A 26,050-nucleotide genomic window follows, 5' to 3' on the forward strand; every position below is an offset into this window, starting at 1 on the left:
GGTCACCAGGACGGGGGCGTGCCGGCTGGCCCGCAGCAGCCATTCGTGGTCCTCGGCGTATCCGCCGGGGATGGCCTCGTCGATCAGGCCCACCTGGTCGAGCAGCGCCGAGCGGCGGATGAGCAGGGTCGAGGAGTGCACCTCCATGACCCGTGAGCGCAGGAACGACTCGTGCGGGACCTCGCGCAGTCCCAGCACGCGCTCCCGCCGGTGGCCCTGCACCTCGATGACGATCCCCGTCGACGCGACGATGTGGTCCGTCGAACCGATCAGGTCCGCCACCTGGCGGGTGAGCTTGGGAGGAAGCCACTCGTCGTCGTCGTCGCAGAAGGCGACGAGCTCGCCCCTCCCGGCCAGGATGCCGGTGTTCCGGGCGCCGGGGAGGCCGGGTGTGCGCGCGTTGGGGATGGCGCGCACGGAGCGACCGGGGGGCACGACGAGATCCGGGGGGAGCGCCGGGGTCGACTGGTCGAAGACCACGATGCACTCCATCGAGCCGGGGTAGTCCTGCGCCAGGATCGAGGTCAGCGCGCGGGTCAGCATCTGCGGTCGATCACGAGTGGGGACGACGACGGTGACCATCGGCTGTCGGGCGGGCCGGATGGTCATCTCCGCATTCTTCGCCCGCTCGAGGGTGCGCGCGCATCCCTCCCGCGGGTCGTTCCTGCGTGCTAGGCAGGAGCATGACGACAGCGGGGCGCGCGGTCGTGACCGGCGGGGCCGGTCTCCTCGGCAGCCACCTCTGCACCCGCCTGCCCGAGGACGGGTGCGACGTCGCCTGCTCCGACGACTCCCTCACCGGCGGGCCCGAGGACGTGCAGCACCTGCTGCCCCTCGCGTCGACCAGTGAGACGTACGGGGATCTCCTGGCCCACCCGCAGCCCGAGGACGACCCCGCCGTGCGGCGGCCGGACACCACGCCGGCGCGGACGGCGCTGGGACGGCAGCCCGAGGTCCCGCTGCGCGACGGCCTCCTCCGGACCAACGCGCGGTTCCGCGAGCAGCTCCCGACCACCACCGCGCGGGTCGGCGCCGTGCGGAACGGCGGTGAGGGGCCACGCGCGGCCGGCCGACGGGCTCCCGACCGGGGCACCGGCCCGTGCTGACACCGGGGAGGGTGGCGGGCGCGGTGGCCGTCCGGAGTTCGCGGCTGCGCTGGCGGGCCGAGGACTCCGTGGCGCAGGTGCACCGGCGAGCGCCGGAGGGCAGTGTGGCCCTGACCTTCGACGACGGCCCCCACCCCGGCTCGACCGACCGGATCCTCGAGGTGCTGTCCGAGCTCGACGTCCGGGCCACGTTCTTCTGCGTCGGCCGCAACGCCCGCGCCCATCCCCACCTCGTTCGGGGGATCCGGGCGGAGGGCCACGCCGTGGGGTCCCACAGCCTGACCCACCCCCACCCGCGGGAGACCGCTCCGCAGGACCTCCGGGCGGAGTACCAGCAGGGCAGAGGAGCGGTGGCGGAGGCCCTGGGGGCGGACACCCCTCTGTTCCGCCCGCCGCACGGGCACCTGGGTCCGGTCGGCGCAGTGGTGATCCGGCGCCTGGGCCTGACGACCTGGCTGTGGACCGTGGACCCCCGGGACTGGCGGCCCGGAGCGACGGTGGACGAGATCGTCTCGGTGGCGGCTCGCGCCGTCTCCGGGGACGTCGTGCTGCTCCACGACTGGGTCGAGCAGGCGGTGGCTCCGGAGGCGCTCGACCGGTCGGCCACCGTGGCGGCCCTTCCCCTGATCGTCCGGGCCATCCGGGAGCGGGGTCTCCGGCTGGAGGCGCTGGACGCATGACGCCTGTCGTGTCGGTGGTGACCATCTTCCTGAACGCCGAGCGGTACCTCGACGAGGCCGTCCGGAGCGTGGTCGCCCAGTCCTTCCCGCGCTGGGAGCTGCTCCTGGTCGACGACGGGTCGGAGGACAGGAGCAGCGCGATCGCGCGGGACTGGGCAGGGCGGGAACCCGAGCGGGTGCGGTGTCTGGCCCACCCCGGACGGGTGAACCGGGGCATGAGCGCGTCCCGCAACCTGGGCGTCGCGCACGCCCGCGGCAGTCTGGTGGCCTTCCTCGACGCCGACGACGTGTGGCTGCCGGAGAAGCTGGCGACGCAGGTGCGGCTCGCCGAGGACCATCCGGAGGTCGGCATGGTCTGCGGACCCACGCAGTACTGGCACAGCTGGCGAGACGACCAGGCCGGCCGGCCGGACGAGCTCCGGGAGATCGGCGTGCCGGGAGACACCGTCATCCGGCCGCCCCTGCTCCTGACCGGCATGCTGCGGGAGGTGGTCAACGCCCCCGCGACCTGCACCGCCGTGCTGCGCCGGGAGACCGTCGAGAGCGTGGGCGGGTTCGAGGAGTCCTTCCGCGGCATGTTCGAGGATCGCGCCTTCTTCGGGAAGGTCTACCGGAGCGTCCCGGTGTACGTCGCCGGCTCGTGCCTCGACCGTTACCGGCAGCACGAGGCCTCGGCATCCGCCCGGGCGATCCGGGCCGGCACCTTCCACCCCGCGGAACCCAGCCCGGCGCACCGGGTGTTCCTGGACTGGTTCGACAGGTACCTCCGGGACGACGGCGAGCGGCGGCCCGAGGTGCTGGCAGCGATGGAGGCGGCGCTGTGGCCGTACCGGCATCCCGTGCGGTACCGGATCCGCCGGGAGGTGCACGCCGGCCGCTCGCGCGCGTCACGGTGGAGGGGACGGGTGACCGCGTTCGGCGCGCGGGCCAGGACCGGGGGAACGGGGTGAACACGGGCCGGCGCCGTCTCCGGGCCCCGCCGCGCCCGCTCGCCCCCAGGCCGATCCTCGACGTCGACCTCGACGCGGATCCCGCGCGCGCGCCGGCCGCCATCTCGCCCGCCGGAGCGCTGCTCGTCTTCTGGTCGGCGGGCGTCCCCGTCGGGCAACGTGTCGTCGCGGCCACGGAGCTCCCCTCGTCCCCGGCGAATGCGTCACCGGCGGGAGCCCGGCACGGCATCGGCCCAGCCGCCGGCTCCGGCTCGCGACCCGGGCTGGTACCGGCCGCTGCGGACGACGTCACGGTCGTCGTGTGCACGCGCGACCGGCCGGAGGGGCTGGCCCGCTGCCTCGCGGCCATCGGCCGCTCCACGGCACCGCCCCGCGAGGTCGTGGTCGTCGACAACGCGCCCTCGTCGGAGGCCACCCGGTTGGTGGTCAGCCGGCTCCCGGGCGTCCGGTACGTCCGCGAGCCACGACCGGGTCTCGACATCGCCCGCAACACCGGCCTGCTCGCCGTGACGACGGAGTTCGTGGCCTACACCGATGACGACGCCGTGCCGCACCCGGACTGGACCTGGCGGATCCGGCAGGCCTTCGACGCAGCGTCGATCGTCGGCGTGACCGGGCTGGTCCTGCCGGCGGAGCTCGACACCGAGGCGCAGGTCCTCTTCGAGGACCACGCGGGGTTCGGCCGCGGCTGCGTCCGACGGGACTTCGACGCGGGGTTCCTCACCCGCCACAGGCGGTGGGGAGCGCCGGTCTGGGAGATCGGGGCCGGGGCGAACATGGCGTTCCGTCGCAGCGCTGTCGAGGAGGTGGGTGGGTTCGACGAGCGCCTGGACGTGGGAGCTGCGGGCTGCAGCGGCGACTCGGAGATGTGGTACCGGCTGCTCGCGTCCGGCGGGCGGTGCCGCTACGACCCCGCAGCCGTCGTGCACCACCACCACCGGCGCGACCTCGACGCGCTGCGCCGGCAGATGTACTCCTACATGCGCGGGCACGCCTGCGCCCTGCTCGTGCAGTTCGAACGGCACAGGGACCCGGGCAACATCCGGCGGCTGCTGCTCAGCCTGCCGCGGTACTACGGCAGGCGAGTCCCGGGGCTCCTGGTACGGCGACTGCTGGGGTCAGCCCGGCCGGCCGATGCACTTCTCGGGCCGCAGCTGCGCGGGTGGCTCGCCGGGATCCTGTTCTATGCGAGGGCGCGGGGCCACGGCCGTGGCGGGGCCGGACACGCCGAGCGGCGGGTCACGCGATGACGGGAGATGCCATGACCGACGCTCGCCGGTGGCCACGACGGGCTGTCCGTCTGCTGCCGGGCGCGCTGCAGCGCCGGTTGCGCGCCACGGTGCTCGGCCGGTACCACCGGCCGCCGGTGGGGGAGGTCGACTTCGGTGACCTGCGGCGGACGGCCCCGGTGAGCCGGAACTTCGGCTACGACCGCGGGCTGCCCGTGGACCGCTACTACATCGAGGAGTGGCTCGCCAAGCGCGCCACCGACATCCGGGGGCGCGTGCTGGAGGTCGGTGACGACAGCTACACCCGGCGGTTCGGCGGGGACGCGGTCACCGCGCCCGAGGTCCTGCACCTGCACGCGGGCAATCCGAAGGCCACCTACGTCACCGACCTCAGGTCCGGCGAGGGGCTCCCCGACGCGCACTTCGACTGCCTGGTGCTGACCCAGACGCTGCACCTCGTCTACGACGTCCCTGCCGCGCTGCGGACCGCCTACCGCGTGCTGCGGCCGGGCGGAGTGCTCCTGGCGACCTTCCCGGGGATCAGCCAGCGCAGCGAGGACGAGTGGGCCCCGTACTGGTGCTGGGCGTTCACGAGTCTCTCGGCGACCCGGCTGTTCCACGAGTGCTTCCCCCCGGCGAGCGTGACGGTGGAGAGCCACGGCAACGTCTTGGCCGCCGTGTCGTTCCTCGAGGGCATCGCGGCAGAGGAACTGGAGGCGGAGGAACTCGCTCTCAGGGACCCGAGCTACGAACTGCTGATCACGGTCCGCGCCGTCAAGCAGTCGGACCCGGTCCGGGCCGACGCCCGGGCGCAGTCGACATGATCACGCGCAGGGTGGAGCGCGCACTGGTCCGGGCCGGCAACCGGGGCAGGAGACTCCTCTCGATCCTGAAGCCCTACGAGCCGATGGGGCAGGGAAAGGAGCTGCTCGACAGTCAGTACGCGAGCGCGGAGTGGGACTACCTCCGCTCGATCGGGGAGGCGCCGAGGTTCGGTGTCGTGTCCGCGTACTGCCGCCTGCTGGCGTCGGGAGGCTCCATCCTCGAGATCGGCTGCGGGGAGGGCATCCTGCTGGAGCACCTCGACCGCGGTCGCTTCCGGCGCTTCGCCGGCGTCGACATCTCCTCGGTCGCGGTCGACCGTGCCCGCGTGCTCGAGGACGACCGGACCACGTTCACCTGCGCCGACGCCGAAGCCCACGTCCCGGACCGCGCCTTCGACCTCGTCGTGTTCAACGAGGTCCTGGAGTACTTCGACGACCCGCTGGCGCTGGTGCGGCGGTACGAGCCCTTCGTCGAGCCGGGAGGGCACTTCATCGTGTCGATGTTCGCCGGGATCCACACGGCACGCACCCGATCGATCTGGAGATGGCTGGAGAGCCGGTACGCAGTGGTCGCCCACACCAGGGTCGCCACCCACCGGGACCACCTGTGGAACGTCAAGGTGCTCCGCGTGCCCACGCCCGCGTGACCCGGGATGCGCCGTTCGCGGCTCGAGCAGGGCGCGGCCGTGGACGATCCTGAGGCCGTCGGGTCCGGTACCCGGCCCGGCGCTGACCGGCTCCGCTTCAGCGTCGTCCTGCCGACCTACCAGCGTCGCGAGCTCGTGACGACAGCGGTGCGTGCGCTCGTGCACCAGACGTTCGACCAGCCGTTCGAGGTGATCGTCACCGTCGACGGGTCCACGGACGGGACGGCCGACGCCCTGCGCGCCATGCCGCTCCCGTTCCCCTTGACGGTCCTCGAACAGCCGAATGCCGGGGCAGCGGCTGCGCGCAACCGCGGCGCCCGGCACGCCAGGGGCGACATCCTGCTGTTCCTCGACGACGACATGGAAGCCGCTCCCGGTCTCCTCGCCGAGCACGAGCGCTCCCACCGGCAGGGAGCCGATGCAGTCCTGGGACACCTGCCGCTGCACCCGAGCTCCGTCCCCAGCGCTCTCAGCGATGCCGTCGCCCAGTGGTCCGAGGAACGCCTCACGCGGCTGTCCCAGCCGGGTGCGCCGCTGACGCTGCACGACCTGTTGACCGGGCAGCTCTCGGTGGCGGCGGCCGTCTTCGACGCGATCGGCGGCTTCGACCCCGCCTTCACCCACCGGGGAGCGTTCGGCAACGAGGACGTGGACTTCGGTCACCGGCTCCTCCGCGGCGGGTACGACATCCGGTTCAACCCCGCCGCGGTCAGTTCCCAGCGGTACGTGGTCACACCGCGGCAGCACCTCCGGCAGTGGCGGCAGGCCGGGCACGCGGACGTGCTCTTCGCCCGCAGGCACCCCCAGGAGGCCTTGAGCCTCTTCGAGCTCAACGGCCTGCACACACCCTTCGCCAGGCGCATCGCGCGCCCGCTGGCGCGGGCACCGCTGTGGGGCCTGATCACGCGCCCGGTCCGTGCGCTGGCTGCCGGCATCGGGGACCGGCGCGGCGGGGTGCCGGAGTACGTCTTCTTCCGAGTCCGGGCCCTCGAGTACTGGCGCGGCGTGAGCGAGGCCGGTGGCATCCCCCGGCGGACGACCCTGCGGATCTTGGTCTACCACGCGATCTCGGATCTGCGGGACCGCGGCCCCCTGACCGACTACGGGGTGCCGCCCGAGCAGTTCCGTCGCCAGCTCACCGCGCTCCGGTCGACCGGCTTCCACCCGATCACCCCGGAGGAGTTCGCCGCCTTCGCCGAAGGGCGGGGCGCTCTCCCTCGACGAGCGGTGCTGCTGACCTTCGACGACGGCTACCGCGACCTGCTCGACGCGGCAGCCGAGCTGCGGGCCGAGGGTGTCGGCGCCGTGGTGTTCGCCGTCACCGGTCTGCTGGGTCGCGAGAACGAGTGGGACCGGGTCCACGGTGGCCGACCCCTGCGCCTGCTGGACGCCGCGGATCTGCACCGGTTGCGGGAGTACGGCTTCGAGGTCGGTGCGCACTCGCGAACCCATCCCACCCTCCCGACCCTGTCGCCACCGGTGCTCACGGCCGAGGTCCGGGGGAGTGTCGACGACCTCGCAGGGGTCGGGCTGGGACCGGTCCGCTTCTTCGCCTACCCGTACGGACTGAACGACCGCCGCGTGCACGAGGCGGTGCGCCGAGCCGGCATCACCGCGGCCTTCACGACAGACCCCGGCGTGATGGACCCTCGCACCGACCGCATGCGGATCCCGCGGGTGGAGATCGGGCGCCGCGACGAGGGCGCCCGTTTCCTCACCAGAGTGCTCCTCGCCCGCGAGCTGGGTGTCCTCGTCCCGTTCGTCCACCGGATCCACGCCGGCGGCCGACGGGGTCTGCGGCGGGGCAGTCGGCGGCTTCGGCGCGTCCTCACCGCGCGGTCACCCACCGGCGCCCGACGTCCCGCGGACCCGTCGACGGAGTGCTCGGCGAAGTCGCCGGAGCCGCCGGTGGCAGGCGGTGGCCAAGCGGCCGGGTGAGGACAGCAGGGCGTGTGCCACCGGTCTCCGGTAGGGCCGGAGAGCACGGGAGACCGCCACCCGCACGGCGTGCGGCGGCTCATCCGGAAGACGGCGGAGGTGACCGTCGAACCAGGTGAGGAAGTAGCGCCGGACCTCGTCGTAGCGCCCGTCACGGGTCACGGTGGTCACCCAGGAGTCGGGGTGCTGCCGGTAGTCCAGCCACACCGCGTCCGAGAAGAAGACCGGTCGGGCCAGGTACAGCTTCGCGAGGAAGCCCTGGTCCTCGTAGATCTGGCGAGCTCCGGTGAAGTGCTCCTCGAAGCCGCCGACGGCGTCGACGGCGTCGCGACGCAGCAGGATGTCGGAGGGACACGGGGCGGGCGCCGACCCCAGCGGATACACGGCGAGGGACGCCTCCGGCGGTCGCACGACCCGGTTCTGCACGTGCCCGGTCGGCACGAGGACGTCCTCACCGCCGGCCCATGACCGCCAGTAGCGGACCGTTCCGCCGACCAGTGCGAGCTCGGCATGGGCCTCCATGACGGCGATCTGCTCGGCGAGCTTCCGAGGACGCCAGACGTCGTCGGCGTCGATGAAGGCGACGAACTCGCCACGCGCGGCGGCGAGCCCCAGGTTCCGGGTGGCGCTCATGCCCCGGTTGGCGTGGCCCTCGTGCTGCAGGTACCGGACCCTCCCGGGGTGCTGGGACGCCCAGTGCCGGGCGATGGCCGTGCTCCCGTCGGTCGATCCGTCGTCGCACAGCAGCAGCTCGAAGTCCTGCATGCTCTGTGCCATGACGCTGGTGATCGCCTCGTCGATGAACGCCTCGCCATCGAGGAAGATCATGATCACCGACACCCGGGGTGGTGCCCCAGCGGCCCGGGTGTCCCTCTGGTGCACCGTTCGGTCGGTCACGGGACCGACGGAACCGGACGGACGACGAGGGGGAGCCTCAGGACGAGCAGCCGGTCGGGGCGGTCGTGACCACTGCCACCGAGCGTGAAGGAGCCGGCCGCAGGCTCGTGGACGAGGTCCTCCTGAGCGGTGCCGATCCAGAGACCCACGGAGAACTCGCCGACGTTGAGGAGCGGAGGAACCGCCAGGTCGGCGCAGTACGCGCCAGGCGGCAGACGCTCCACGCCGTGGTCGCTCAGTGCTTCGTCGAACACCCTCACCCCGCCGCGCGTGGTCACGTAGAGAGCGAGGTCCAGCCCGGGGACGTGCTCGCGGACGGCGAACTCCGCCTGGATGTGCAGCGGCTCGTCGCGCATCAGGGCCGTGCTCGGCAGGCCGTCGGCCGACAGGACCCGAACGGCTCTGACCGACACGGGACCGGAGTGCACCGACGTCTCCTCCGAGCCGTGGGACGACAGCCCCGAGGCCAGGTAGGTGCGCACGACCTCCCCGGTGGGCCCGGAGTGCCGGATCCTCCCCGCGTCGAGCCACAGGGAACGCCGGCAGATCCGGGTCAGCGTCTCGAGGTCGTGACTGACGAAGACGACGGTCCGTCCCTCCTCTTCGGCCTCCGCCATCCGTCCCACGCACTTGCGCTGGAACTCGGCGTCCCCGACCGCGAGGACCTCGTCGACCAACAGCACGTCGGGTTCCAGGTGCGCGGCCACCGCGAAAGCCAGCCTCAACTGCATGCCCGACGAGTAGCGCTTGATCGGGGTGTCGAGGAAGCGCTCCGTCCCGGAGAAGTCGACGATCTGGTCGAACCTCCGGGTGGTGTCGCGACGGCTCATGCCGAGGATGGCGCCGTTGAGGAAGACGTTCTCCCGGCCGGTGAGCTCCGGGTGGAAGCCGGTGCCCACCTCCAGCAGGGTGGCCACTCGTCCGCGTGTCCTCGAGGCGCCTCGCGTGGGTGAGGTGATCCCGGCCAGGATCTTGAGGACGGTGCTCTTTCCCGCACCGTTGCGTCCGACGATGCCCAGCGCCTCGCCGTCGCCGACCGTGAAGCTCACGTCCCGAAGGGGCCACAACACCTGCTCGTCGTCCCGGTGACGGCGGACCAGTCGCCGGCCGGCGGCGGTCAACGCCTCGCGGGCGTTGACGTGCTCGCCCAGGACGTAGCGCTTGCTCACGCGGTCGAACTGGACCCGGTCCATGGCTCAGATCACGTCAGCGAAGAAGCGCTCCGCGCGCCGGAAGTACCACGATCCTCCGGTCAGGAGAACAGCAGCCACGGCAACGGAGACGGCGAGTGGCCAGCCGGGCCACGGCGCTCCCAACAGCGACCACCGACCGAACTCGATGACTCCCGTCATGGGGTTCAGTGCGAAGGCGAGTCCACGCCAGCCGGAGAGCAGGCTGCTCGGGTAGGCAACCGGGCTCAGGAACAGCCACAGCTGCAGCAGCGGTACGACCGCGTGCTGCACGTCCCGGTACCGGACGTTGAGCGCCGACAGCCACAACGAGACGCCGGACGCGGTCAGGACCAGCAGGAACAGCCAGACCGGCACGGCGAGCAGCTGCCAGGAGGGCGCGGTGTCGAAGTAGGACATGAAGAGGACGACCAGGACCAGTGACACTCCGAGATCGACCAGCGGGGGCAGGAGAGCGCCGGTGGGTGCCGCGAGCCGGGGGAAGTAGACCTTCGTGATCAAGGAGGGGTCCGCGACGAGCACGGTGCTCGCCCGGGACACCGCGCTGGAGAAGTAGGTCCAGGTGATCAGCCCGGTCAGGGCGAAGAGGGGATAGGGGATCCCCTGGCTCCCGATGCCGGCGAGGTCGTCGAACACGAGCGTGAACGCGGCAACCGTCGCGAGCGGCTGCACGAGGACCCAGGCAGCGCCCAGGGCGGCCTGCTTGTACCGTGCCTTCAGGTCGCGCAGGGCGAAGAAGCCCACCAGCTCGCGGGCGTGCCAGAGCTCCGTCCCGTGACGCGTGCGGGCGCGCGAGCCCGGCGCGTTCTCCACCCACTCCGCCGACCCGTCGGTGGTGCGCACGCCGAAGACTAGAACGGCTGACGCGCCTGGGAGCAGCGATCGACGTCGCCCGACCGTGGGTCGTCACGAGCCGCGGACGCCGGTGAGCCCGTGCCCGGAGCCTTGCTGCCGTCCCTCCGCACCCAGCACTGGCGCGCAGCCGGGACTGCGTCGTCGGAGGCCGGGTCGCCATACTGGCCGGATGCCGGCCGACACGGCTCGGGACACGCCTGACGCCCTCCCCTCGGTCGGCGTCGTGATCCCGACGAGGAACCGGAAGGCGCTCCTCATGACCAGCCTGGCCGGCGTGCTGGCCCAGCGGGACGTCGAGCTCGAGGTCGTCGTCGTGGACGACGGTTCGACGGACGGCACGGCCGAGGCCGTCAGGGCGCTGGCGGATCCGCGCGTCCGCGTGCTGCGCAACCCCGCGTCGCAGGGGGTCGTCGCCGCCCGCAATCGTGGAGTGGCTGCGACGGGGAGCGGCTGGGTCGGCTTCTGCGACGACGACGACCTCTGGGCCGCCGACAAGCTGGCGTCCCAGATCGACGCCGCCCGGAGCACCGGCCGCCGGTGGGCGGTCACCGGGGCGGTGGGCTTCGAGTCCGACGGCACCGCCCGCTACCTGACGCTGCCGCAGGCGGGAGACCGGCTGGCGGCGGAGCTGCCGTGGCGCAACGGGGTCCCGGGGGGGTGTTCGAACGTCGTGGCGGAACGACGGCTGTTCCAGGACGCCGGGGGCTTCGATCCGCGGCTGCGGGTCCTGGCGGACTGGGAGCTGTGGATCCGTCTCGCTCGGCTGTGCGCACCGGCGACGGTGCCCAGGGCTCTGGTGGGCTACCGCATGCACGGATCCAACATGTCCACCTCGTCCCAGGGTGTCCTGGACGAACTGCACCTGGTGGAGATGCTCTCGGCCGACCTCCGCGCGGGGTGCCGGCTGGAGCCGGCCTGGTTCCACACCTGGATGGCCGCGTCGATGCTGCGGGGCGGCGACAGCCGAGGGGCTGCCGCGGCCTTCTGGCGCGCGGCGTCGCTGCGGCATCCGGCTCCGGCGTTGCGCTCACTGGCCTGCCTCGTCGTGCCTGCCCCTGGCCGGGCTCTCGCGCGACGCATCAAGAACCGCGGCGCGGCGCCGCTCACCGCACCGCCCTGGCTGCTCGACCTCCTGGACGAGGCGCCCGGAGAAGCCGACGCGATCCAGGCTCGCGACCCCTCCCGGCACCGCACGGGGCCTGACCGGGCGACGTCACCGGAGGGACCACCGGGGACGGACTGGAGCCCGCAGACGAGACTCGAGTAGGGCTGCCAGGCTGCGTCCTCCCTGGTTGCGTCCTCCACAGGCACTCACTCGTCCACAGGTCGCCGGTCCGGCCCCGGGGAGCTGCCTCCGGCGGTAGGCCGTCATGGGGACGGCAGCGGCGCCGTGCCGAGTCCCTCGACGCACGACGACGGGGAGGCGGTCGGTGGCGACTGTTGGCTGAGCGCTTCCTGCATCGCGCCTTCGGGGACGTGGTGTGCTCCGCACGGCCTGACGTCCGGTGCCCGACCGCCAGACCCTGGGCTCCGAGAGCGGCGTGTCGGTGCCTTCGTGACCGTTGGCGGACGGATCGGTTCGCCCTCGCGCGCAGGTGACGCCGACCATCCGCCGGTGGAGCCGCCGGCCACCCGGCTCCGTCCGCAGTTCCTGCAGCACCTCCGGTGCCGCGGTGGTCTCGCCGAGGACGGCTGACACCTCGCCGATGCCGACGGTGGCACGCACGCGGCCGAAGGCCCGGCTGTGTCGCCAGGTACGGCTGCGGGACGGCCCGCAGGCCCGGCGGGACCGGCGGTCGGCGCCAGGGGATCTCGGTGGCTGACGGCCAGCCGACCGGCAGCGGCGCCCGGGCCTGCCGCAGCTAGGGCACCGGCGGGCGTCCTCGCCGGCGGTCGGGGGGAGACGCCGGCGGCCGCGCGGCTCGGCGTCGGACCGGTCCCGGGCGTCGGTCGACAGGTCGGTGCAGCTGTCGGTGAGGACCTGCCGCGAGCCGCCGTTTACGGTACGGCCGCCTCGTGGTCGCGTCGGCCGCCCCGGCGTCGCCGGGTGTGCTGCAACCAGCCGCCGCCGAACAGGGCCAGGAGCGCGAGCACGGGCTGGAAGAACAGTCGGATGAGTCGCTCCTGGTCGGTGTCGAGGCCGAAGGCGTCGGTGCCCTCGAGGTACTGGGCGATGTTGCCGGGGAAGATCACCACGAAGAACGCCGCCAGCAGCGCTCCGACGAGCCGCCGTCTCCGCGGGAAAGCGACGAATGCCGCGCCCAGGCTGATCTCGGCGACGCCCGAGGCGAGCACCGTCAGGTCCTGGTCGACGGGGAACCAGTCGGGCACCTGGGCCTGGAACTGCTGCCGCTGGGTCGTCAGGTGGAGTACGCCTGCGCCCACCATCCCCGCACCGAGCAGGAGACGCGTGGCGGTGCGGGCGACGGAGGCCATGACCGCACGGTAGGCGGGCGTGCTGCCGTCGGTCCGGCGGTCGTGCCCGGTCGGGGGCGCGAGCGGCCCGGGCTCCTGAGCCGGCAACTACCCGCCTCGGCGCCGCCGCGCCGGCCTCCCGCTGGTGACCACGGTTCGCGGCGAGGCCCGGCCACGACCGGCGCCCGGTCACGTGGACACCCCGGCAGGGCACCGCGTCGCCCTGGTCCGCACCGCGAGGTGGACCGGGCGGCGAAGGACCACGGTGGTGTCACCAGCGCCTGCCAGCCGGACACGGAAACGCCCCGGGCTCCTGACCTGCAGGAACACCGGGGCGATGCTGTGTCCGAGGGGGGACTCGCTACATGGGCACACGGTTACGGAAGTCGTGAGACGACCGCCGCACGGCACGGCACGGCCTCGGCGAGGACGGCGCCGCCCCGACAGGGCTCGTCGTGGTACGGGCGCCTCCAACCCTGGCACACGAGGGTGTGCAGAAGCCGATCGAGATCAGTGTGGGGGCGGTAGGACCTTGCGATCCTGGAGGACCTCCAGCCAGTACAGGAAGGACGCCTCGGTGTCGTAGGTCTCGCAGAAGCCAGCCTGCTTGATCTTCACCGTGCTGACGAACGCGGGCGGAGGTTGTTCGGTCGCGCCGTAGGCGAAGCAGAAGTCGGCGTAGAAGTGGGACTCGCCGAGGAGCTGCTCCATGGAGATGGGACGCAGGCCGTGCTGCTGCACGATCCGGTCCCACACGTCTGCCCTCGCGGGCAGGAAGTCGGCCAGGCTGAGTGGCTCGTCCGGCCCGACGTCCACTCCGAGGACCGCGGCCATCGACGGCCACAGGTCGCGCCAGGAGAACACCTCGCCGTTGGTCAGGTTGAAGTGCTGTCCATCGGCCTCGGGCGTCGTCGCGGCCCAGCGGATGGCGTGCGCGACCAGGCGGGTGTCCACCGCTTCCCATACGTAGGGGACGCCTCCCGGGAAGGAGAAGGGCCGACCCTCCTCTCGGCACACGGCTGCATAGGCACCGATGACCGGCGGCAGGTTCATCACGACGCCGTAGTTCGGGCCGACGACGAGTTGCGGGCGGAAGATGGTGTGACGGAAGCCCCGCTCGGCGGCCTTCTCCTTGAGATAGTCCTCCTGCAACCAGTAAAAGTTCTCGTGCTCGTCACGGGGATGCCTCTCCCGTGCCGGGACGCGCATCGGGTGCAGGTGGATGCCGTAGGCCTTCGTCCCCTGCATGAGCGTGACGTGTTGCAGTGCCGCGTCTCCCGACAGCGGCTCGACGAGGTTGCGCAGCATCGCGAGGTTCGTCTGCATCTGGTCTCGCTCGGCCCACCCGGCGATGAGCCCGGGCTTCTCGAACACCGCGGTGTAGACGACGTGGCTCACGTCGCGGATGTCGGAGAACGCGGCCTTGCACGCCGCCTCGTCCTGCAGGTCCACCGAGAGATGCTGGAAGGACCGATCGCTGAAGACCTCGGGCTTGCGCCGCGAGACCGCGACCACTCCCCAACCATCGTCGAGGAAGGCGTCCACGACGGCCGCGCCGACGAGACCGCTCGCCCCGGCAACAAGCACCTTCTCGGCCATCGTTCCCCCTTACAGGCGGACGTCCGGTACTCGTCTCCTACGCTGGCAGAGGGCAACTCCACGGAGAAGACCAGGCAGCGCCAGCCGGCCGGGCCCCTCAGGGATCAGTGGTGTTCCTGACGCTGTGGCGCCGAGTCGCCACCTGCCGCAGTCCGACGCGGCCAACCCCGCGCCGCGGGAGATCTGCAGGCGTCATCCGCGGTTCGGGAGTGGGACGGGCCGATCGGGCCTGGTCCGCTCCCGGTGCCTCCTCACCGGGGACTCGTCACCACTGTCGCGCCGACGGGTGCCACGACCCGAGCGCCACGGTCAGCGCCCCGGCCCTCCTCGAGAAGTGCCCGAGGGGGATCCGGCACACGATCCGAAGCGCTCCCCGGTTCCCTGTAGAGCCCGCGGCCGACACGTGGTCGAGCCGAACCCCGGTGCCGGCCGACGCCGGGGCCGGCAGCGATCCGCCACGCCGTCGTCAGGCTCGCCGGGAGGCTAGCCCGGGAGAACGGCGTCGACCTCGTCGAGGAAGCGGGCCCGCAGCGTCGGCGGCAGCCAGGCCATCTCGAACGAGTTGCGTGCCAGGGTACGGACCTCGGCGATGCTCAACGGCGTCTCCTGGTGCACCCGCAGGAAGCAGTCGGCAACGTAGCCGTCGAAGTACGCAGGGTCGTCGGAGTTCACGCTCACCAGCACGCCCGCGTCGAGCAGTCGCTTGGTCGCGCCGTCCCAGGCGGAGCCACGGACGAAGCTGTTGGAGATCGGACAGACAGTGAGACCGATCTCGCGCTCGACGACCTCCGCGAGCAGCGCTGGGTCCTCCAGCACGTTCACGCCATGATCGATCCGATCGACGCCGATGACGTCCAGCGCCTGGCGAATGTGGTCATGCGTGCCCGGCTGGTCGAGGTCGCAGTGCATGGTCAACAGGTAGCCCTCCGCGCGGGCCCGGGCGAAGACCTTCTCGAACTTGACCGGCGGGTTGCCCCGCTCGTCGGAGTCGAGCCCCACGCCCACGATCCAGTCCTTGTACGGCAACGACTCCATGAGGGTTGCCATCGCGTACTCCGCGGAGAAGTCGCGCAGGAAGCACATGATCAGCGAGACGCGCAGGTCGAGGGTGCGGCGCGCGTCGACGACGGCCCGGCGCAACCCACGCAGGACGGTGCCGAACTCCACGCCGCGCGACGTGTGCGCCTGGGGATCGAAGAAGATCTCGGCGTAGCGGACGTTCTGCGCGGTGGCCCGGGTGAAGTAGGCGGTGGCCAGGTCGTAGAAGTCCTGTTCGGTGATCAACACCTGCATGTTGCGGTAGTAGCCGACCAAGAAGCTGGCCAGGTCGTGGAAGGGGCTCTCCCGCTTCATCTCGGCGGCGTCGGCGTAGGGCAGGTTGATGCCGTTGCGCCGGGCGAGCTCGAAGACGAGCTCGCCCTCCAGCGTGCCCTCGATGTGCAGGTGCAGCTCACACTTCGGCACCGCCGCGATCAAACTCGCCACGTCCAGGTCAGTGGTCATGATCGGAGTCTTGCCCCATCCCATCGGCCCGTCGAGCCGTCCCACTCCGGGGACCGGCCCGGTCTGGTCGGAACAGGTGGCCCACCAGGACCGGTCAGAGCCTGGTCGCCCTCGACCTCGTCCGGGACTCCGCGCTCGGCTGCGTGAGCTCGACGGCGACTTCCGCCATCCGAAGCGGTTCTCCCGCTGCTCCGCCGGCCAGGTGGCCCGAGTGCCCAGGGAGATGGGGGAGGACCAGCTGCCGGTGATCCGGCTGCCTGCCTCCGGCCCACTCACGTCACCTGCTGCTCGCCGACGGCGTGCCGGTGGAGGTCGTCTCGGAGCGACTGGGGCACGCGAGCGCCACCATCACGCTCACCGTCCACCAGCACGTGCACCCGGGCACGGGCAGGCAGGACGCCGACCGCTTCGCTGCCCTGCTGGAGGGCTGAGGCCTGGTGATGAGCATCAAGAGGCCGTCGAGCCTGAATGCCGAACGCCACGGGCGCCTGACCTGCAGAGACACCGGGGCGATGCTGTGTCCGAGGGGGGACTCAGACTCCGACTCTGGGGTTGATGCCCCCGTGACCGGGGCGGGAGCCCGGCGGCCGGTGTCTTGGCCGGTTGACGGCGCGTCCCCATTGGGGCGTCCGCCCGGGTCTGGTCGAAGGTCATCGCGGGTCGCTCCCGGGGCCGAGACCGGTGAGGCGGTAGATGAGATCAGTCTCCGGCAGGTCGGGCCAGCCGTCGAGGGGCCCGAAGGCGGCCTCGACGGCGGCGCACCGCTGCGGGAAAGGGTCTTCGTCAGGCAGATAGATGCCGGTGGTGCTGAAGATCTGGGCACGGCTGTGCCCCAAGACCAGTCCGTCGGCGACCGGGCCTGCCGCGGTATTGATGGCGGCGGAGCCGGTGTGTCGCAGGGTGTGGACGCGGATTTCGTGGCCCTGAGCCCACGCCCAGCGGTCATGGAGCACAGCCGACCAGCGCTCGACCTGTCGGACGCGAATCCGGTGGCCGTTGCGGGTGCGGAACAGTGGTTCCTCCTGATCGGTATCGGCAGGGACCGGCCGCCCGGTCGCCAAGTCCACCACCGCGTCGAGTAGGCGGGAGTGCACGGGGAGTTCGCGGACGCGGCCGCCCTTGCCGCCGACGGATAGGGACGGTCGAGCCCTGTTGACGCTGGCCAGGTCGGCATGGCGCAGTTCGCTACCGCGCGCGAGAGTGATCCGGTAGCAGAGCCAGAGGAGGGCATCCAGCCGCGGATCGGGGCTGGTCCACAGCACCGTGTTCACATAGTCGAGTAGCTCCTGCTCGGTCAGGTTCTTGCTACGGCTCGGGCCGGGGCGGCGCGGCTCGGGAAGTTCGCCCAGCTTGGGGGCGCGTAGATAGCCGGCTCTGCACAGCTGGCGGTCGACCTCCTTGGCCGCCCAGAGGTACTGGCGTCCTGACCCACTGCCATGACACTTCGGATTGGCGTCGGCGAAGGGATGCCCGCGGGCCCGCGCCCGGGCCACCTCCTGAGCGCCGCTGGCCTCCACGAGCCGGTCGAGGTCAGCCTGAACGCTCAGCGGTTCCAGCGCCGTGTAGGGCAGGTCGCCGTAGGGGGTCAGCTTGACGAGCCAGTCACCGGGGAGATGACCTTCCAGCAACCGGGCCCTTCCCTGTCTATAGCGGTCGGCGACGGGACGCTTGGTCTTGCTCTCGATCTTGTCGAGCGCCTCGCGCAGGGTGTCAGCCCCGTGCCTGAGCTCGGCGGCGAGCTGATACAGGTCGTCCGGCGTGGCACGCCAGGCCCGGGCGACGTCGAGCAGAGCGGCGCGGGCGTCGAAAGGGTCGGTGGTCATGAGTAGCTCCAGGTGTAGGCGTGAATCAGATCGACCAGCGGCTCGGCCAGTCGGCGGCATGCTGCGGAAGGACGACGTCCAGCAGCGCCGGAAGCAGCTCCGTGGTGAGAACGTCGACGTAGGTCTGCCAGCCGCGGGCAGTCGCGTGCCGTTGCACGACGACGAGTGCGTCGTCGTGCCCGTGCGCAGCTTCCCGCCAGCGCTCTCGCACCAGTCCGGGCGGGAGCTGGACCCGTTGGCGAGTGCCTACGGTGATGACGGTGCGGCTGCCGGCCAGAGCAAGTTCGGCGTGATCGGTCAACTTGACCCACCCCGGGCCGAGAGCTCCGACGTACAGAGACCTGTGGGCCTGCACGAAGGGCAACTGCATGCGTGGAGAGCGCACGACGGCTGCCCACACCTCAACTGGATGGAGAGGCTCGGGAAGGACGTGCCTGGGCTGCGCGGTGAGAGAGGTGCCGACCGCTGTCTCCCGGATCAGGGGTGCACCCTCGGGTGTCCAGGTCAGGAAGCGCGGGCTCGCCGGGAACGCGACCTGCGCCGCCCGCCGCGACTGGCTGTTGCCGGCGGCGGTTGGTTCCGGAGCCGGAGGCCGTGCCGGCTCGGGGCCGCCACTAGTAGGGCTCCAGGGAGGTCCGGCCGTCGGCTCCTTGTCGTCACGGCTTCGGTTCCGCGGCGTAGAGGGCACCCGCGGCGCGGTGGGGGTTCGGTCGTCGGGTGCGGTGATGGGTCGTCGACGCCGTCGGGGCACCAAGCCTGGTGCTCCGACACCTACCGTCGGAGAGAGAGGGGATTGCTCGGCCATCACGGGCCCCTCGCGAGGAGATCGTGCTAAGAGCCGCTGCTCGGCTCAGGTACTTGAACACCCGTCACTCTAGGGCACAGATCGCGGCGTGTCCTCACCCCTTGTGCATACAACGTGTCAAGGAGTCACAGTCCGTGGGGCGAGCGGAACGTCCTGCAGGTACACGCCGCGACTTGCCCGTCGGCAATCGGGCCCCAGCCCGGACTTGCACAATGAATCTTGTGGCGGCCCGTCACACGGTCGCCTGGGCGGGTGGATGCGACCTGCCAGGCGGAGGCCCGCCCGAGCGCCTTGCTACCGACCGGTCTACCGACGTGGAGGGTCCGTGCGGCGCTCCGGCGATCCCGTGCAGGCTCCGGCCGGAGTCCGCCCCCTAGATCGCGCGAGGTAGCGCTGCACCGGCGGAGCACGGCTGGTCATCGGTCCCGGGATCGGCGAACCGCACGAAGGCGTCTCCCGCTGCATATGCCTGGCTGGGGCATGTGCCGGTCCAACGCTACGCAAGCATCTGCCGCTGGCTTCGCAACCTCCCTGGATGCGGCTTAGCCGCCTGCATGCGGCTAAGCCGTTATGAACAGCTCCCCGAGGACGTGGAACTGGAGCGGCCCGTCAATAAGGCGTTGCCGAGTGTCTGAGGCGACGACCGGTTCCGCGTGGTCTTCCTGCCACCCTGCGGCTTGAGAGGCGGATCTTGTGTTTCTCAGTAGAGGCCGTGCCCCCCGGGCAGGTCGACTCGCTTACGAAAACACGGTGAACCGGCCTCTACATCCCACACCAGGCTTGGAGGCAGACCTGACACCCACATTGCAGGGACGCATGCTGCAATCTGCGAAGGGCTGCAGGCCCACGGGCTCACGGGCTCACGGGCTCACGGGCTCACGGGCTCACAAAGCATTCTCCGCTGCATCTCATGAAAAGACCCCGAGCATACTGTCCGAACCGTCCGAACATCTGCCGATGTCCCCGTTGTCCCTGCTCCCGTTGAAAGGACAACAGGCCATGTACCAGAACATCGACCCAGGGCAGGTCGTCGTGGATTTCGTCCTCCTGCATTCCGCGCGTCAAGCCTCCGGAGGGGATCAGTGCGACCTGGGTCCTCTTGAGGACCGGTATCAGGATGCGCTTCAGACCATGCGAGAACTGGCGCGGGAGGACCTCTCGTTGTGCCTGCTGCTCCTAGCCGATCTCGCCTGCCACTACGCCTCGACGCTCGAGGACAAAGCCGGCTTTGGTGTCGTCGACGCGGTAACGAGTGACTGGCCCGGCCGAGGGTGGTCGGTTCGCTTCGCACGTGCCGGCAGCATTCCATCGCCGTTCAGGGTTGCTCGCCGAGCCTCTACCGGGCCTTCGGGTCGAGGTTACCTCCCGGGTGATGAGCCGCCCTTCTAGGGGACACAGCAGTCGGGAAGTCGGGCCACAGCGGGCAGTGCGCGGCAACAACTGCCCTCAAGGACCCCTGCAGCGCCTCGCCACTCGATGGCGAGGCGCTGCGGTGTGTGCGGGTAGGCGCCGCCATTGGCGCTCCAGGTCAGCAGATCGCCAGTCCCGCGGTGCCAAGTCAACGACGCGAAGGACTGTGCGAGGACGATGGCCGGAACCTATTGGCACAGGCCGTGTGCGCCTGACGCAGCGGTTGCGTTGCGGCCCCTTTGGCACGAAGGAGGCGGTTACGCAACACCCTTCTCGTCTACATGTCCCCCGTCGGCGGGACTATGCGTTCGCGGAACTCTGCACCTTGGAAGGGGAGACGTGGAGTACACGGAGTACTTGCAGGAGATCGACCGGGCGGCTGGTGCCACTGGCGGGAAGGTGGTTTCGCTCGCTGGCGGCTACTTCGGGGTACAGCTCAACACGGACGGGGCCAACATCCTCCTGGCACTGGACCTCGATTGCGACCAGGGCTGGGTCGTTTGGAGTGAGGACCAGGACGGTGAACGTTGCTGCGATGCGGGGGAGGAAATCATCGGGCACCTCCCGCTCGATGTGCTGCGTAAGCAGGCTGTCGGTGCGATCGCCTGTCACGTCCATGGTTGACGAGACGCTGATCCAATCGATTGGCAGGCGCCAGGGTCGTCGGGGCTGCCCATGGCGAGCCTCCTGGTCCTCCGTGCCACGGGCCAGGTAGGCCCGGTACCGCACGGTAGGTCCAGGTATCGACAGCCCGTCTGCCCTGCCGCGGAATCCGTTGAGCGCGGTCGGCAACTAGGACTGCAATTCTCCGGTCTGTCTGATGACGACTCCCTTCGCGACAGGCTTCAGAGGACGCCAGTCGACGCCGCTACCCTGCCAGTAACGGTCATAGTCCGCTTCTAGCTCGGACTGCAGTTCGTCCAGCTGGGCGTAGATCGCCTGTTGGGCCTTGGTCAGGCCGGGACCCTTCATCTGCTCCTTGAGGGCGTCGATTCTCGCGTGGATACGGCGGAGGCTGATGCCAGCGGCGGAGGTAAAGCCTCTTCGGTGCTCGTCGTCACCGTGATCGTGCAACGTCTGTCGAGCGGACTCCCGTACGGTGCCCTTCAAAAACTGGCCCGCCTCTCGGATGCGATCGTTCACTCCGGCTCCTCCTTTCGTTCCGTGCAGGTTGGTGAGATCCAGAGTAGGGCTGTCTTCGCAGGTCGGGCTCCGCCCTGCTCGGCGCCTTGCCGTCGTGCCGCAAATCCTGCTCGAATGTCTCGACTGTGAGCCGCTTCGGATGGACGTCACTGTTAGAGCCTGGTCGCGAGCAGGAAGCCGATCGCGAGGGCGGGACCGTAGGGCAACGTGCTGCGGCGGTATCCGCCGCGCATCAGGGTGATCGCGGCCTCCGGCGATCCGGTGCGCGGGGGCTCGGCCGCGGGTGTACCGCGCGCTCGACGTGCCAGGCCTCGACGACGATCCCGCCGGCGGGGTGGCCGGCGTCCTCAACCAGTCGCAGCGCGTCGGAGGCGGTGGGGACGTGGGACCAGGGCAGGAACTCGATGCCGAGGCGTGCCCCGGCATCGGCGGCCTGTCCGGCGACCACGGCGAACTCGAAAGCCCAGTGCCCGGCGTCCCACGGCTTCCCGCTGGTGTGGGGGGTGACCTTGAGGTGACGGGCGGCGAGCGCTTCCGCGGCGGTCAGCATGAACTGCCGCTGCTTCGCCGCTCGGCCCCGCTCGGGGCCGGCGCTCCACCAGTCGGGCCGTCATCGTCGTGCCGCGGGCGGCCTGCTGCGCGGCGAGGCGCCCAATGGACAGTGGCCGCGGCGTCGTGGAGCCAGGCGGCACTGCGGCGCCGACGTCGAGGAGGGGACGGGCCTCGCTTCGGCGTGATAGGTCGGCGAAGGGGTTCGGCCGGGGACGGCTGGCCAGAGGCGTCGGCCTGCGCCGCAAGGCTCCGCGTCAAAGACCGCCCTGGCGGTGATGTCCTTGCGGAACGACGCCCACAGCGCCCGCCTCGCGTCATGCCCCGTCTGACATGACACCGCGAAGGCGGTCACGCCATCCGATCAGCGCTGGTTGGGTGAGGTGAACGCCAGGGAGTCGGCGCGGTCAGTCGACGCCCTCCACCGCTCGCCTCGCTACGGCCGGCCGCGAGCAACCGACCTGGCCAAGAACCCGACCACGTAGGACACGAACATGGTCGTGGGCAATACCCGCTGGCCAGCCCCACCCGTTGGCGATCTCGATTCAGGTCGCGTAGCAAATCGCGCTTCACGCCCCGCAGCCGGTTAGGCTCCCTCTCCGGTCGTCCCCGGAGGCCCCCAGACCCAAGCGTCCTCGCGTGCACCTCGTAGTCCCAGGAGGGTTCTGCCTTGATGTCCACCCTGTCGTCATACGGCGAGGAGACCCCCGAGGACGACGACACTTTCGATATCGCAACCTTCGAGAGCGGCGTTGAAAAGCGTGTGTCAATAATCTTGCTTCTCGACACTTCGAGCAGCATGGCTCCCCAGGACGAGGAGCCGCCCTGGCCAATTCACCAACTTAACGACGCCCTCCGGGACTGGTCAGAGGCCCTGCGCACCAACTCCCGACTCATGCATCGCGCCGAGGTCGCCATCATAACGTTCGGCAAAGGTGGTGTTACCACACACGATCTTGGCGACGGGCAGACGTTCGCTCCAGCGGCAACGTTGCAGCCCCCACAGCTTGAGGCCGGCGGCGTGACGCCGATGATGCCGGCGATCAAGACGGCTATTGAGCTGGCGGAATCGCGGAAGCGACAGCTCGACGAGTTGCGCATCATGCGGTTCCGCCCCCTAGTCTTCATGATCACCGACGGCGCACCCACGGACTCGGAAGGAAAGGTCTTACCGGAAGCGGGCTGGGCGCCAACCGGAGACGAGATTGCCGCATTGGAAGAGCGCAAGAAGCTGGCATTCTTCGGTGTCGGCGTAAGGGGTTCCAATAATTCCGTACTGCAGCGCATAGCGCGCAATGGATTTTGGCACCTAGGCGACGGTGATTTCAGCGAGTTCCTCCGGCTCGTGTCATCAAGTGCGAGTGCAGCCGACCCGATCACGGCTGCGCGAGAGCACCTGGCGCGACTGCACGGGTAAAGGGCGCATGCACATGCTGCCGTGGCGCCGCTCGCCCGCACCGTCTACTCGTGGCGCGCCGACCCCTCTAGCACCCTTCGCAGCCGAGTCGCGCGCATGGTGCTTCGCAGCCGCGTCAGCTACCGGAGCGGGGCACCTCGATGGCGACTTGCCGTGTCAGGACGCGTTCCAGACAAACTTCACGCAACAGCGCAATCCGATTGAACGGGCGAAGGGGACTGCACCCCTTCTTGTCACAGTGGCAGATGGCGCAGGCTCATCCGCGTTCGGCGCAGCCGGTGCACAGATGGCCACATCGATCTCCTTCTCGATCACTTCAGCTCTCCTCGACCAAGTCAACTGGGCCAACGCTGGAGCGGCGCTTGAACACGTACTTCTCTCAGCAATGTGGCGCACTAGACTTGCACTGCTGGCGGCACTGGACGGTGCGAGTCGTCACACGCAACGGGTCCTGGACCATCGGCTCTTTCATACAACTCTGCAGATCGTCGTTGCGCATCACCAGTGGCTCGGTGTTGCGCAGATCGGAGACGGCTTCGTTGTCGCTGAGACCGATAAGTCCATAGTGCAACTCATCACGCCAAGGCGCGAGGTGGAGTATGCCAACGAGACGGAGTTCATTACCGACCAACGACTCCGCCACCCGACTATTACCATCATCGAGGACGCTCAACTCAGTGGGTTTGCAGTGGCCACTGACGGGCTAGCGCAGATAGCGCTCGAGTACGAAGGTCACATTCCGTGTCGGCCAAAGGCGGGATTCTTCTCACCGCTCTTTGACGGCGTCGGCTCGCGCACGCACGATAGTGCGCGACTCATGCGGATCCTGCGGTCGCCCCAGATGGTTCAAGAATGCGATGATGACCTCACGCTCATCGTGGCCACCCTGCCACGCGGTGCCGCATCACGGATCACGACGTGACGCTCTACACCGCTGACCTCATGAACGGCACCACCTTTCAGTTCTCGATGACTGGCGACCTCATCGGGGACGGCCAGCAGGGGCGGGTATACACACTGCCGGAGGACCCCAGCTTCTGCGTCAAAATTTATGCCGACCCGGCGAGTATTCCTGACCTTGATTCCCGACTCCGGGAACTAGCGCGCTTTGGAACTAGGCACTGGCACGTCAACGGTAATCACCCGGAGATCGCCTACCCCATCGCCGTCTGCCGCGACGTATCGGGCGCCGCTTCAGGGTTCATTATGCAACGCCTACACGGCGGGTACGCGAGGTTCCAAGAAGGTCTGTTCAAGCAGAACTCTAAGCTGCGACGCAGCGGGCTCCTGACATATGAGCATTTCATAGCTTTCGCGGCGGATCTCGCGCGCGTCGTGGCCAAACTGCACGCGGAAAGCTTTGTGATCGGCGACCTGAGCCTGGACAATCTCTTTGCGCATCGGCGACACGCCAGGATCACAATTATAGACGTCGATTCTTTCCAGTTCGTGGGATCGACCGGACAACGCTTCGGATCGCGGATGTGGCGACCCGAGAACAGTCCCCCCGAGGTCGCAGGTTCGGGATCGATGGCCTGGCGCACGCGACATGCCGACGAGTTCTCGCTGGCAGTAGTCATCTGCCAGCTTCTGCTCGAGGGGCACTCGCCGTTCGCCGGCTTCCCCGCTGACTATGACCCAGATGGCGATGACGATGACCAGCGGGAGGTCTCGAATATCGCTGCGGGTCGCTCCTGGGTTCTACCTCAACCCACGCTCGTCGTCGGGCGTACCGTGCCCAGCCCTACATTGTTGCCGCCCAGACTGCGCCGCCTCGCCGAGCAATGCTTTGTGGCGGGACGGCTGGAGCCTACACAGCGACCAAGCGCCGACCTGTGGTATCGCGCGCTAATACACCTGGGCGCGAATCTGAAACGGTGCTCCGCGAACCGGAATCACCAGTACCGCGGGGGACTGCGCAACTGCCCCTGGTGTGAACGGGCGGCCACGGAGCATCGCGATCCATATCCCCTAAGAGATGATGGATCCGCCGCTCCGGCGACATGGCTCGCAGAGACTGGAGCGCCGTCCTCTTTTCAGATCCCTGCGCCGCGCCCACGCATCGACCGCATGCAAGGGCCACCTCGTCCGCATGACGATCAAATTCCCGACCCTGAGCGCTCCAACGGGACATTGCAGATCAAAGACCAACAGGGCCCCTCGAAGACGAGCGGATCGCCGCCTCCGCTGGGCGGCCCCCAATCCGTTGGGACACAGCCCCGGGCCACCGCTCCCACCACACCCCAGTCGGTCCCAACGCGACCAAGTCGACTAATTCGAAGTGTCGCCGGTCTGGAAGGAACGGTCGGTGTAGCGCTCTTTTTATGGGTTGCGGTCTCCTTTATTCCATTATTGTGGCATGGGTACACGTGGTTTTCGCCGGCTCGCCCCGTGCTCGGATGGGCCTGGCGTTCCATCCATGCACTATTCGACAAAGTCAACCTGGCGCTGCATCCAGGTATCTCATGGACGTGCGCAACGGTGACACTCGCCATACTAATACGGCTCATTCTCCGTCCACTTACGATCACCACGGCTCACAATCGTGCCCTTGGAAGACACGTGCGGCCTCAGATCGACACGCTCAGGAAGCGGCATCAGGGAGATCGAGAACAGTTCGCACAAGAAGTAATGGAGCTCCAAAAGCGCCTTGGCTACAACCCTCTGGGCAGGTTCCCCCATGCCGCAGTCCAATTAGCCCTACTCGTTAGCGTGATGCAAGTCGCTTTCGGCGCCGGATCCCAGTCGGCGAATGAGTTAAGCCCGACGGGCAACGACCTTGCCGCCCTTCGATCGTCGTCCGCCGATTACTGGCTGATAGTTCAGTTGATTGTGGGTCTGCTTATTGCGATTCTACTGATCGATTTGGCTCGTCGTCGGGGCTACATGTCATATCCCGGCCCAGCTGCATATTGCTTGATCGTCGCTACTGGTGCCCTCCTGTTCGTTGTCTTCAATGCGTTCATGGTGGGCCCCTACGTTCTTCCGCAGTTGGTGTCAGCGTGGTTGGGCGAAACCATCGCATTGAGGGACAGGTTCCTCGTAACTGGTCGCCACAGGTGACGCGGAC

At 69.6% G+C, this 26,050-nt stretch carries 25 protein-coding genes; 14 read left to right on the top strand and 11 right to left on the bottom strand.

Going from position 1 to position 26,050, the window contains the following annotated elements; genetic code table 11:
* A partial coding sequence (locus JOD57_RS00005; RefSeq protein ID WP_204690005.1) for a glycosyltransferase family 2 protein occupies nucleotides 1-609 on the bottom strand: 609 nt, incomplete at its 3' end.
* 74 nt (nucleotides 610-683) lie between these two features.
* Here JOD57_RS00005 and JOD57_RS00010 point away from each other — a divergent pair.
* The 7 genes from JOD57_RS00010 (at nucleotide 684) to JOD57_RS25935 (ending at nucleotide 7,374) form a co-directional block, all read left to right on the top strand.
* Nucleotides 684-1,106 carry an NAD-dependent epimerase/dehydratase family protein gene (locus JOD57_RS00010; RefSeq protein ID WP_204690006.1) on the top strand — a complete coding sequence of 141 codons (423 nt, stop codon included), beginning with the start codon at nucleotides 684-686 and terminating at the stop codon, nucleotides 1,104-1,106.
* A gap of 23 nt (nucleotides 1,107-1,129) precedes the next feature.
* Nucleotides 1,130-1,786: a polysaccharide deacetylase family protein gene (locus JOD57_RS00015; RefSeq protein WP_204690007.1), complete on the top strand. Its 657-nt coding sequence runs from the start codon at nucleotides 1,130-1,132 to the stop codon at nucleotides 1,784-1,786.
* Nucleotides 1,783-2,736 carry a glycosyltransferase family 2 protein gene (locus tag JOD57_RS00020; protein WP_204690008.1) on the top strand — a complete coding sequence of 318 codons (954 nt, stop codon included), beginning with the start codon at nucleotides 1,783-1,785 and terminating at the stop codon, nucleotides 2,734-2,736. The genes JOD57_RS00015 and JOD57_RS00020 overlap by 4 nt, the downstream gene beginning before the upstream one ends.
* A 299-nt stretch (nucleotides 2,737-3,035) precedes the next feature.
* The gene (locus JOD57_RS00025; protein ID WP_204690009.1) at nucleotides 3,036-3,986 is read left to right on the top strand and encodes a glycosyltransferase family A protein; all 951 of its coding nucleotides are present in this window, start codon (nucleotides 3,036-3,038) and stop codon (nucleotides 3,984-3,986) included.
* A gap of 11 nt (nucleotides 3,987-3,997) precedes the next feature.
* Nucleotides 3,998-4,789, top strand: a complete 792-nt coding sequence (locus JOD57_RS00030; RefSeq protein ID WP_204690010.1) for a class I SAM-dependent methyltransferase — start codon at nucleotides 3,998-4,000, stop codon at nucleotides 4,787-4,789.
* Nucleotides 4,786-5,436, top strand: a complete 651-nt coding sequence (locus JOD57_RS00035; RefSeq protein WP_204690011.1) for a class I SAM-dependent methyltransferase — start codon at nucleotides 4,786-4,788, stop codon at nucleotides 5,434-5,436. The genes JOD57_RS00030 and JOD57_RS00035 overlap by 4 nt, the downstream gene beginning before the upstream one ends.
* 39 nt (nucleotides 5,437-5,475) lie before the next feature.
* The gene (locus tag JOD57_RS25935) at nucleotides 5,476-7,374 is read left to right on the top strand and encodes a glycosyltransferase (RefSeq protein ID WP_307824330.1); all 1,899 of its coding nucleotides are present in this window, start codon (nucleotides 5,476-5,478) and stop codon (nucleotides 7,372-7,374) included.
* Here JOD57_RS25935 and JOD57_RS00045 read toward each other — a convergent pair.
* The 3 genes from JOD57_RS00045 to JOD57_RS00055 are packed head-to-tail and all read right to left on the bottom strand — an operon-like array spanning nucleotide 7,276 to nucleotide 10,304.
* A complete protein-coding gene (locus JOD57_RS00045) occupies nucleotides 7,276-8,271 on the bottom strand; it encodes a glycosyltransferase family 2 protein (protein WP_204690013.1) in 996 nt (331 codons plus the stop codon). The two genes, JOD57_RS25935 and JOD57_RS00045, sit on opposite strands and share 99 nt — an antisense overlap.
* Nucleotides 8,268-9,464, bottom strand: a complete 1,197-nt coding sequence (locus JOD57_RS00050) for an ABC transporter ATP-binding protein (RefSeq protein WP_204690014.1) — start codon at nucleotides 9,462-9,464, stop codon at nucleotides 8,268-8,270. Before JOD57_RS00050 ends, JOD57_RS00045 begins: the two co-directional genes overlap by 4 nt.
* 3 nt (nucleotides 9,465-9,467) lie before the next feature.
* Entirely contained in the window at nucleotides 9,468-10,304 is an 837-nt protein-coding gene (locus tag JOD57_RS00055) for an ABC transporter permease (protein ID WP_204690015.1), read from the bottom strand.
* 181 nt (nucleotides 10,305-10,485) lie between these two features.
* On the opposite strand from JOD57_RS00055, the gene JOD57_RS00060 reads away from it, so the two are divergent.
* Nucleotides 10,486-11,583 carry a glycosyltransferase family 2 protein gene (locus JOD57_RS00060; protein WP_275582046.1) on the top strand — a complete coding sequence of 366 codons (1,098 nt, stop codon included), beginning with the start codon at nucleotides 10,486-10,488 and terminating at the stop codon, nucleotides 11,581-11,583.
* A gap of 731 nt (nucleotides 11,584-12,314) precedes the next feature.
* Here JOD57_RS00060 and JOD57_RS00065 read toward each other — a convergent pair.
* The 3 genes from JOD57_RS00065 to add form a co-directional block, all read right to left on the bottom strand.
* The gene (locus JOD57_RS00065; RefSeq protein WP_204690017.1) at nucleotides 12,315-12,752 is read right to left on the bottom strand and encodes a DoxX family protein; all 438 of its coding nucleotides are present in this window, start codon (nucleotides 12,750-12,752) and stop codon (nucleotides 12,315-12,317) included.
* 489 nt (nucleotides 12,753-13,241) lie between these two features.
* A complete protein-coding gene (locus JOD57_RS00070) occupies nucleotides 13,242-14,330 on the bottom strand; it encodes an SDR family oxidoreductase (protein ID WP_204690018.1) in 1,089 nt (362 codons plus the stop codon).
* A 483-nt stretch (nucleotides 14,331-14,813) separates the two neighbouring features.
* Nucleotides 14,814-15,833: an adenosine deaminase gene (gene add, locus JOD57_RS00075; RefSeq protein ID WP_204690019.1), complete on the bottom strand. Its 1,020-nt coding sequence runs from the start codon at nucleotides 15,831-15,833 to the stop codon at nucleotides 14,814-14,816.
* Between the two features lie 305 nt (nucleotides 15,834-16,138).
* Between add and JOD57_RS25940 the strand changes: the two genes are divergently transcribed.
* Entirely contained in the window at nucleotides 16,139-16,264 is a 126-nt protein-coding gene (locus tag JOD57_RS25940) for a hypothetical protein (protein ID WP_275582047.1), read from the top strand.
* A gap of 219 nt (nucleotides 16,265-16,483) precedes the next feature.
* Here JOD57_RS25940 and JOD57_RS00080 read toward each other — a convergent pair whose 3' ends face one another.
* On the bottom strand, nucleotides 16,484-17,656 hold the full coding sequence (locus JOD57_RS00080; RefSeq protein WP_204690020.1) for a site-specific integrase: 1,173 nt from the start codon (nucleotides 17,654-17,656) through the stop codon (nucleotides 16,484-16,486).
* Nucleotides 17,657-17,681: 25 nt separating this feature from the next.
* Entirely contained in the window at nucleotides 17,682-18,026 is a 345-nt protein-coding gene (locus JOD57_RS00085) for a hypothetical protein (RefSeq protein ID WP_204690021.1), read from the bottom strand.
* Nucleotides 18,027-19,460: 1,434 nt separating this feature from the next.
* Between JOD57_RS00085 and JOD57_RS00090 the strand changes: the two genes are divergently transcribed.
* Nucleotides 19,461-19,850, top strand: a complete 390-nt coding sequence (locus JOD57_RS00090; RefSeq protein WP_204690022.1) for a hypothetical protein — start codon at nucleotides 19,461-19,463, stop codon at nucleotides 19,848-19,850.
* Nucleotides 19,851-20,210: 360 nt separating this feature from the next.
* A complete protein-coding gene (locus tag JOD57_RS00095; protein ID WP_204690023.1) occupies nucleotides 20,211-20,495 on the top strand; it encodes a hypothetical protein in 285 nt (94 codons plus the stop codon).
* Between the two features lie 168 nt (nucleotides 20,496-20,663).
* On the opposite strand, the gene JOD57_RS00100 is transcribed toward JOD57_RS00095, so the two are convergent.
* Both JOD57_RS00100 and JOD57_RS00105 read right to left on the bottom strand, forming a co-directional pair.
* Nucleotides 20,664-21,014 (bottom strand): hypothetical protein, encoded by a 351-nt coding sequence (locus tag JOD57_RS00100; RefSeq protein WP_204690024.1) that lies wholly within the window; start codon nucleotides 21,012-21,014, stop codon nucleotides 20,664-20,666.
* A gap of 232 nt (nucleotides 21,015-21,246) precedes the next feature.
* Entirely contained in the window at nucleotides 21,247-21,564 is a 318-nt protein-coding gene (locus tag JOD57_RS00105; protein WP_204690025.1) for an IolE/MocC family protein, read from the bottom strand.
* Nucleotides 21,565-22,236: 672 nt separating this feature from the next.
* Here JOD57_RS00105 and JOD57_RS00110 point away from each other — a divergent pair.
* Genes JOD57_RS00110 through JOD57_RS00120 form a run of 3 tightly spaced genes read left to right on the top strand, consistent with a single transcriptional unit; the run spans nucleotide 22,237 to nucleotide 26,043 of the window.
* Nucleotides 22,237-22,980, top strand: coding sequence for a vWA domain-containing protein (locus JOD57_RS00110; protein ID WP_204690026.1), 744 nt, complete (start codon nucleotides 22,237-22,239; stop codon nucleotides 22,978-22,980).
* 13 nt (nucleotides 22,981-22,993) lie between these two features.
* On the top strand, nucleotides 22,994-23,902 hold the full coding sequence (locus JOD57_RS00115; protein ID WP_239568818.1) for a protein phosphatase 2C domain-containing protein: 909 nt from the start codon (nucleotides 22,994-22,996) through the stop codon (nucleotides 23,900-23,902).
* Complete coding sequence (locus tag JOD57_RS00120; RefSeq protein WP_204690028.1) at nucleotides 23,899-26,043, top strand: YidC/Oxa1 family membrane protein insertase; 2,145 nt, start codon at nucleotides 23,899-23,901, stop codon at nucleotides 26,041-26,043. The genes JOD57_RS00115 and JOD57_RS00120 overlap by 4 nt, the downstream gene beginning before the upstream one ends.
* The last annotated feature ends 7 nt before the right edge of the window (nucleotides 26,044-26,050 follow it).

Source organism: Geodermatophilus bullaregiensis, from assembly GCF_016907675.1.
Lineage (GTDB): Bacteria > Actinomycetota > Actinomycetes > Mycobacteriales > Geodermatophilaceae > Geodermatophilus > Geodermatophilus bullaregiensis.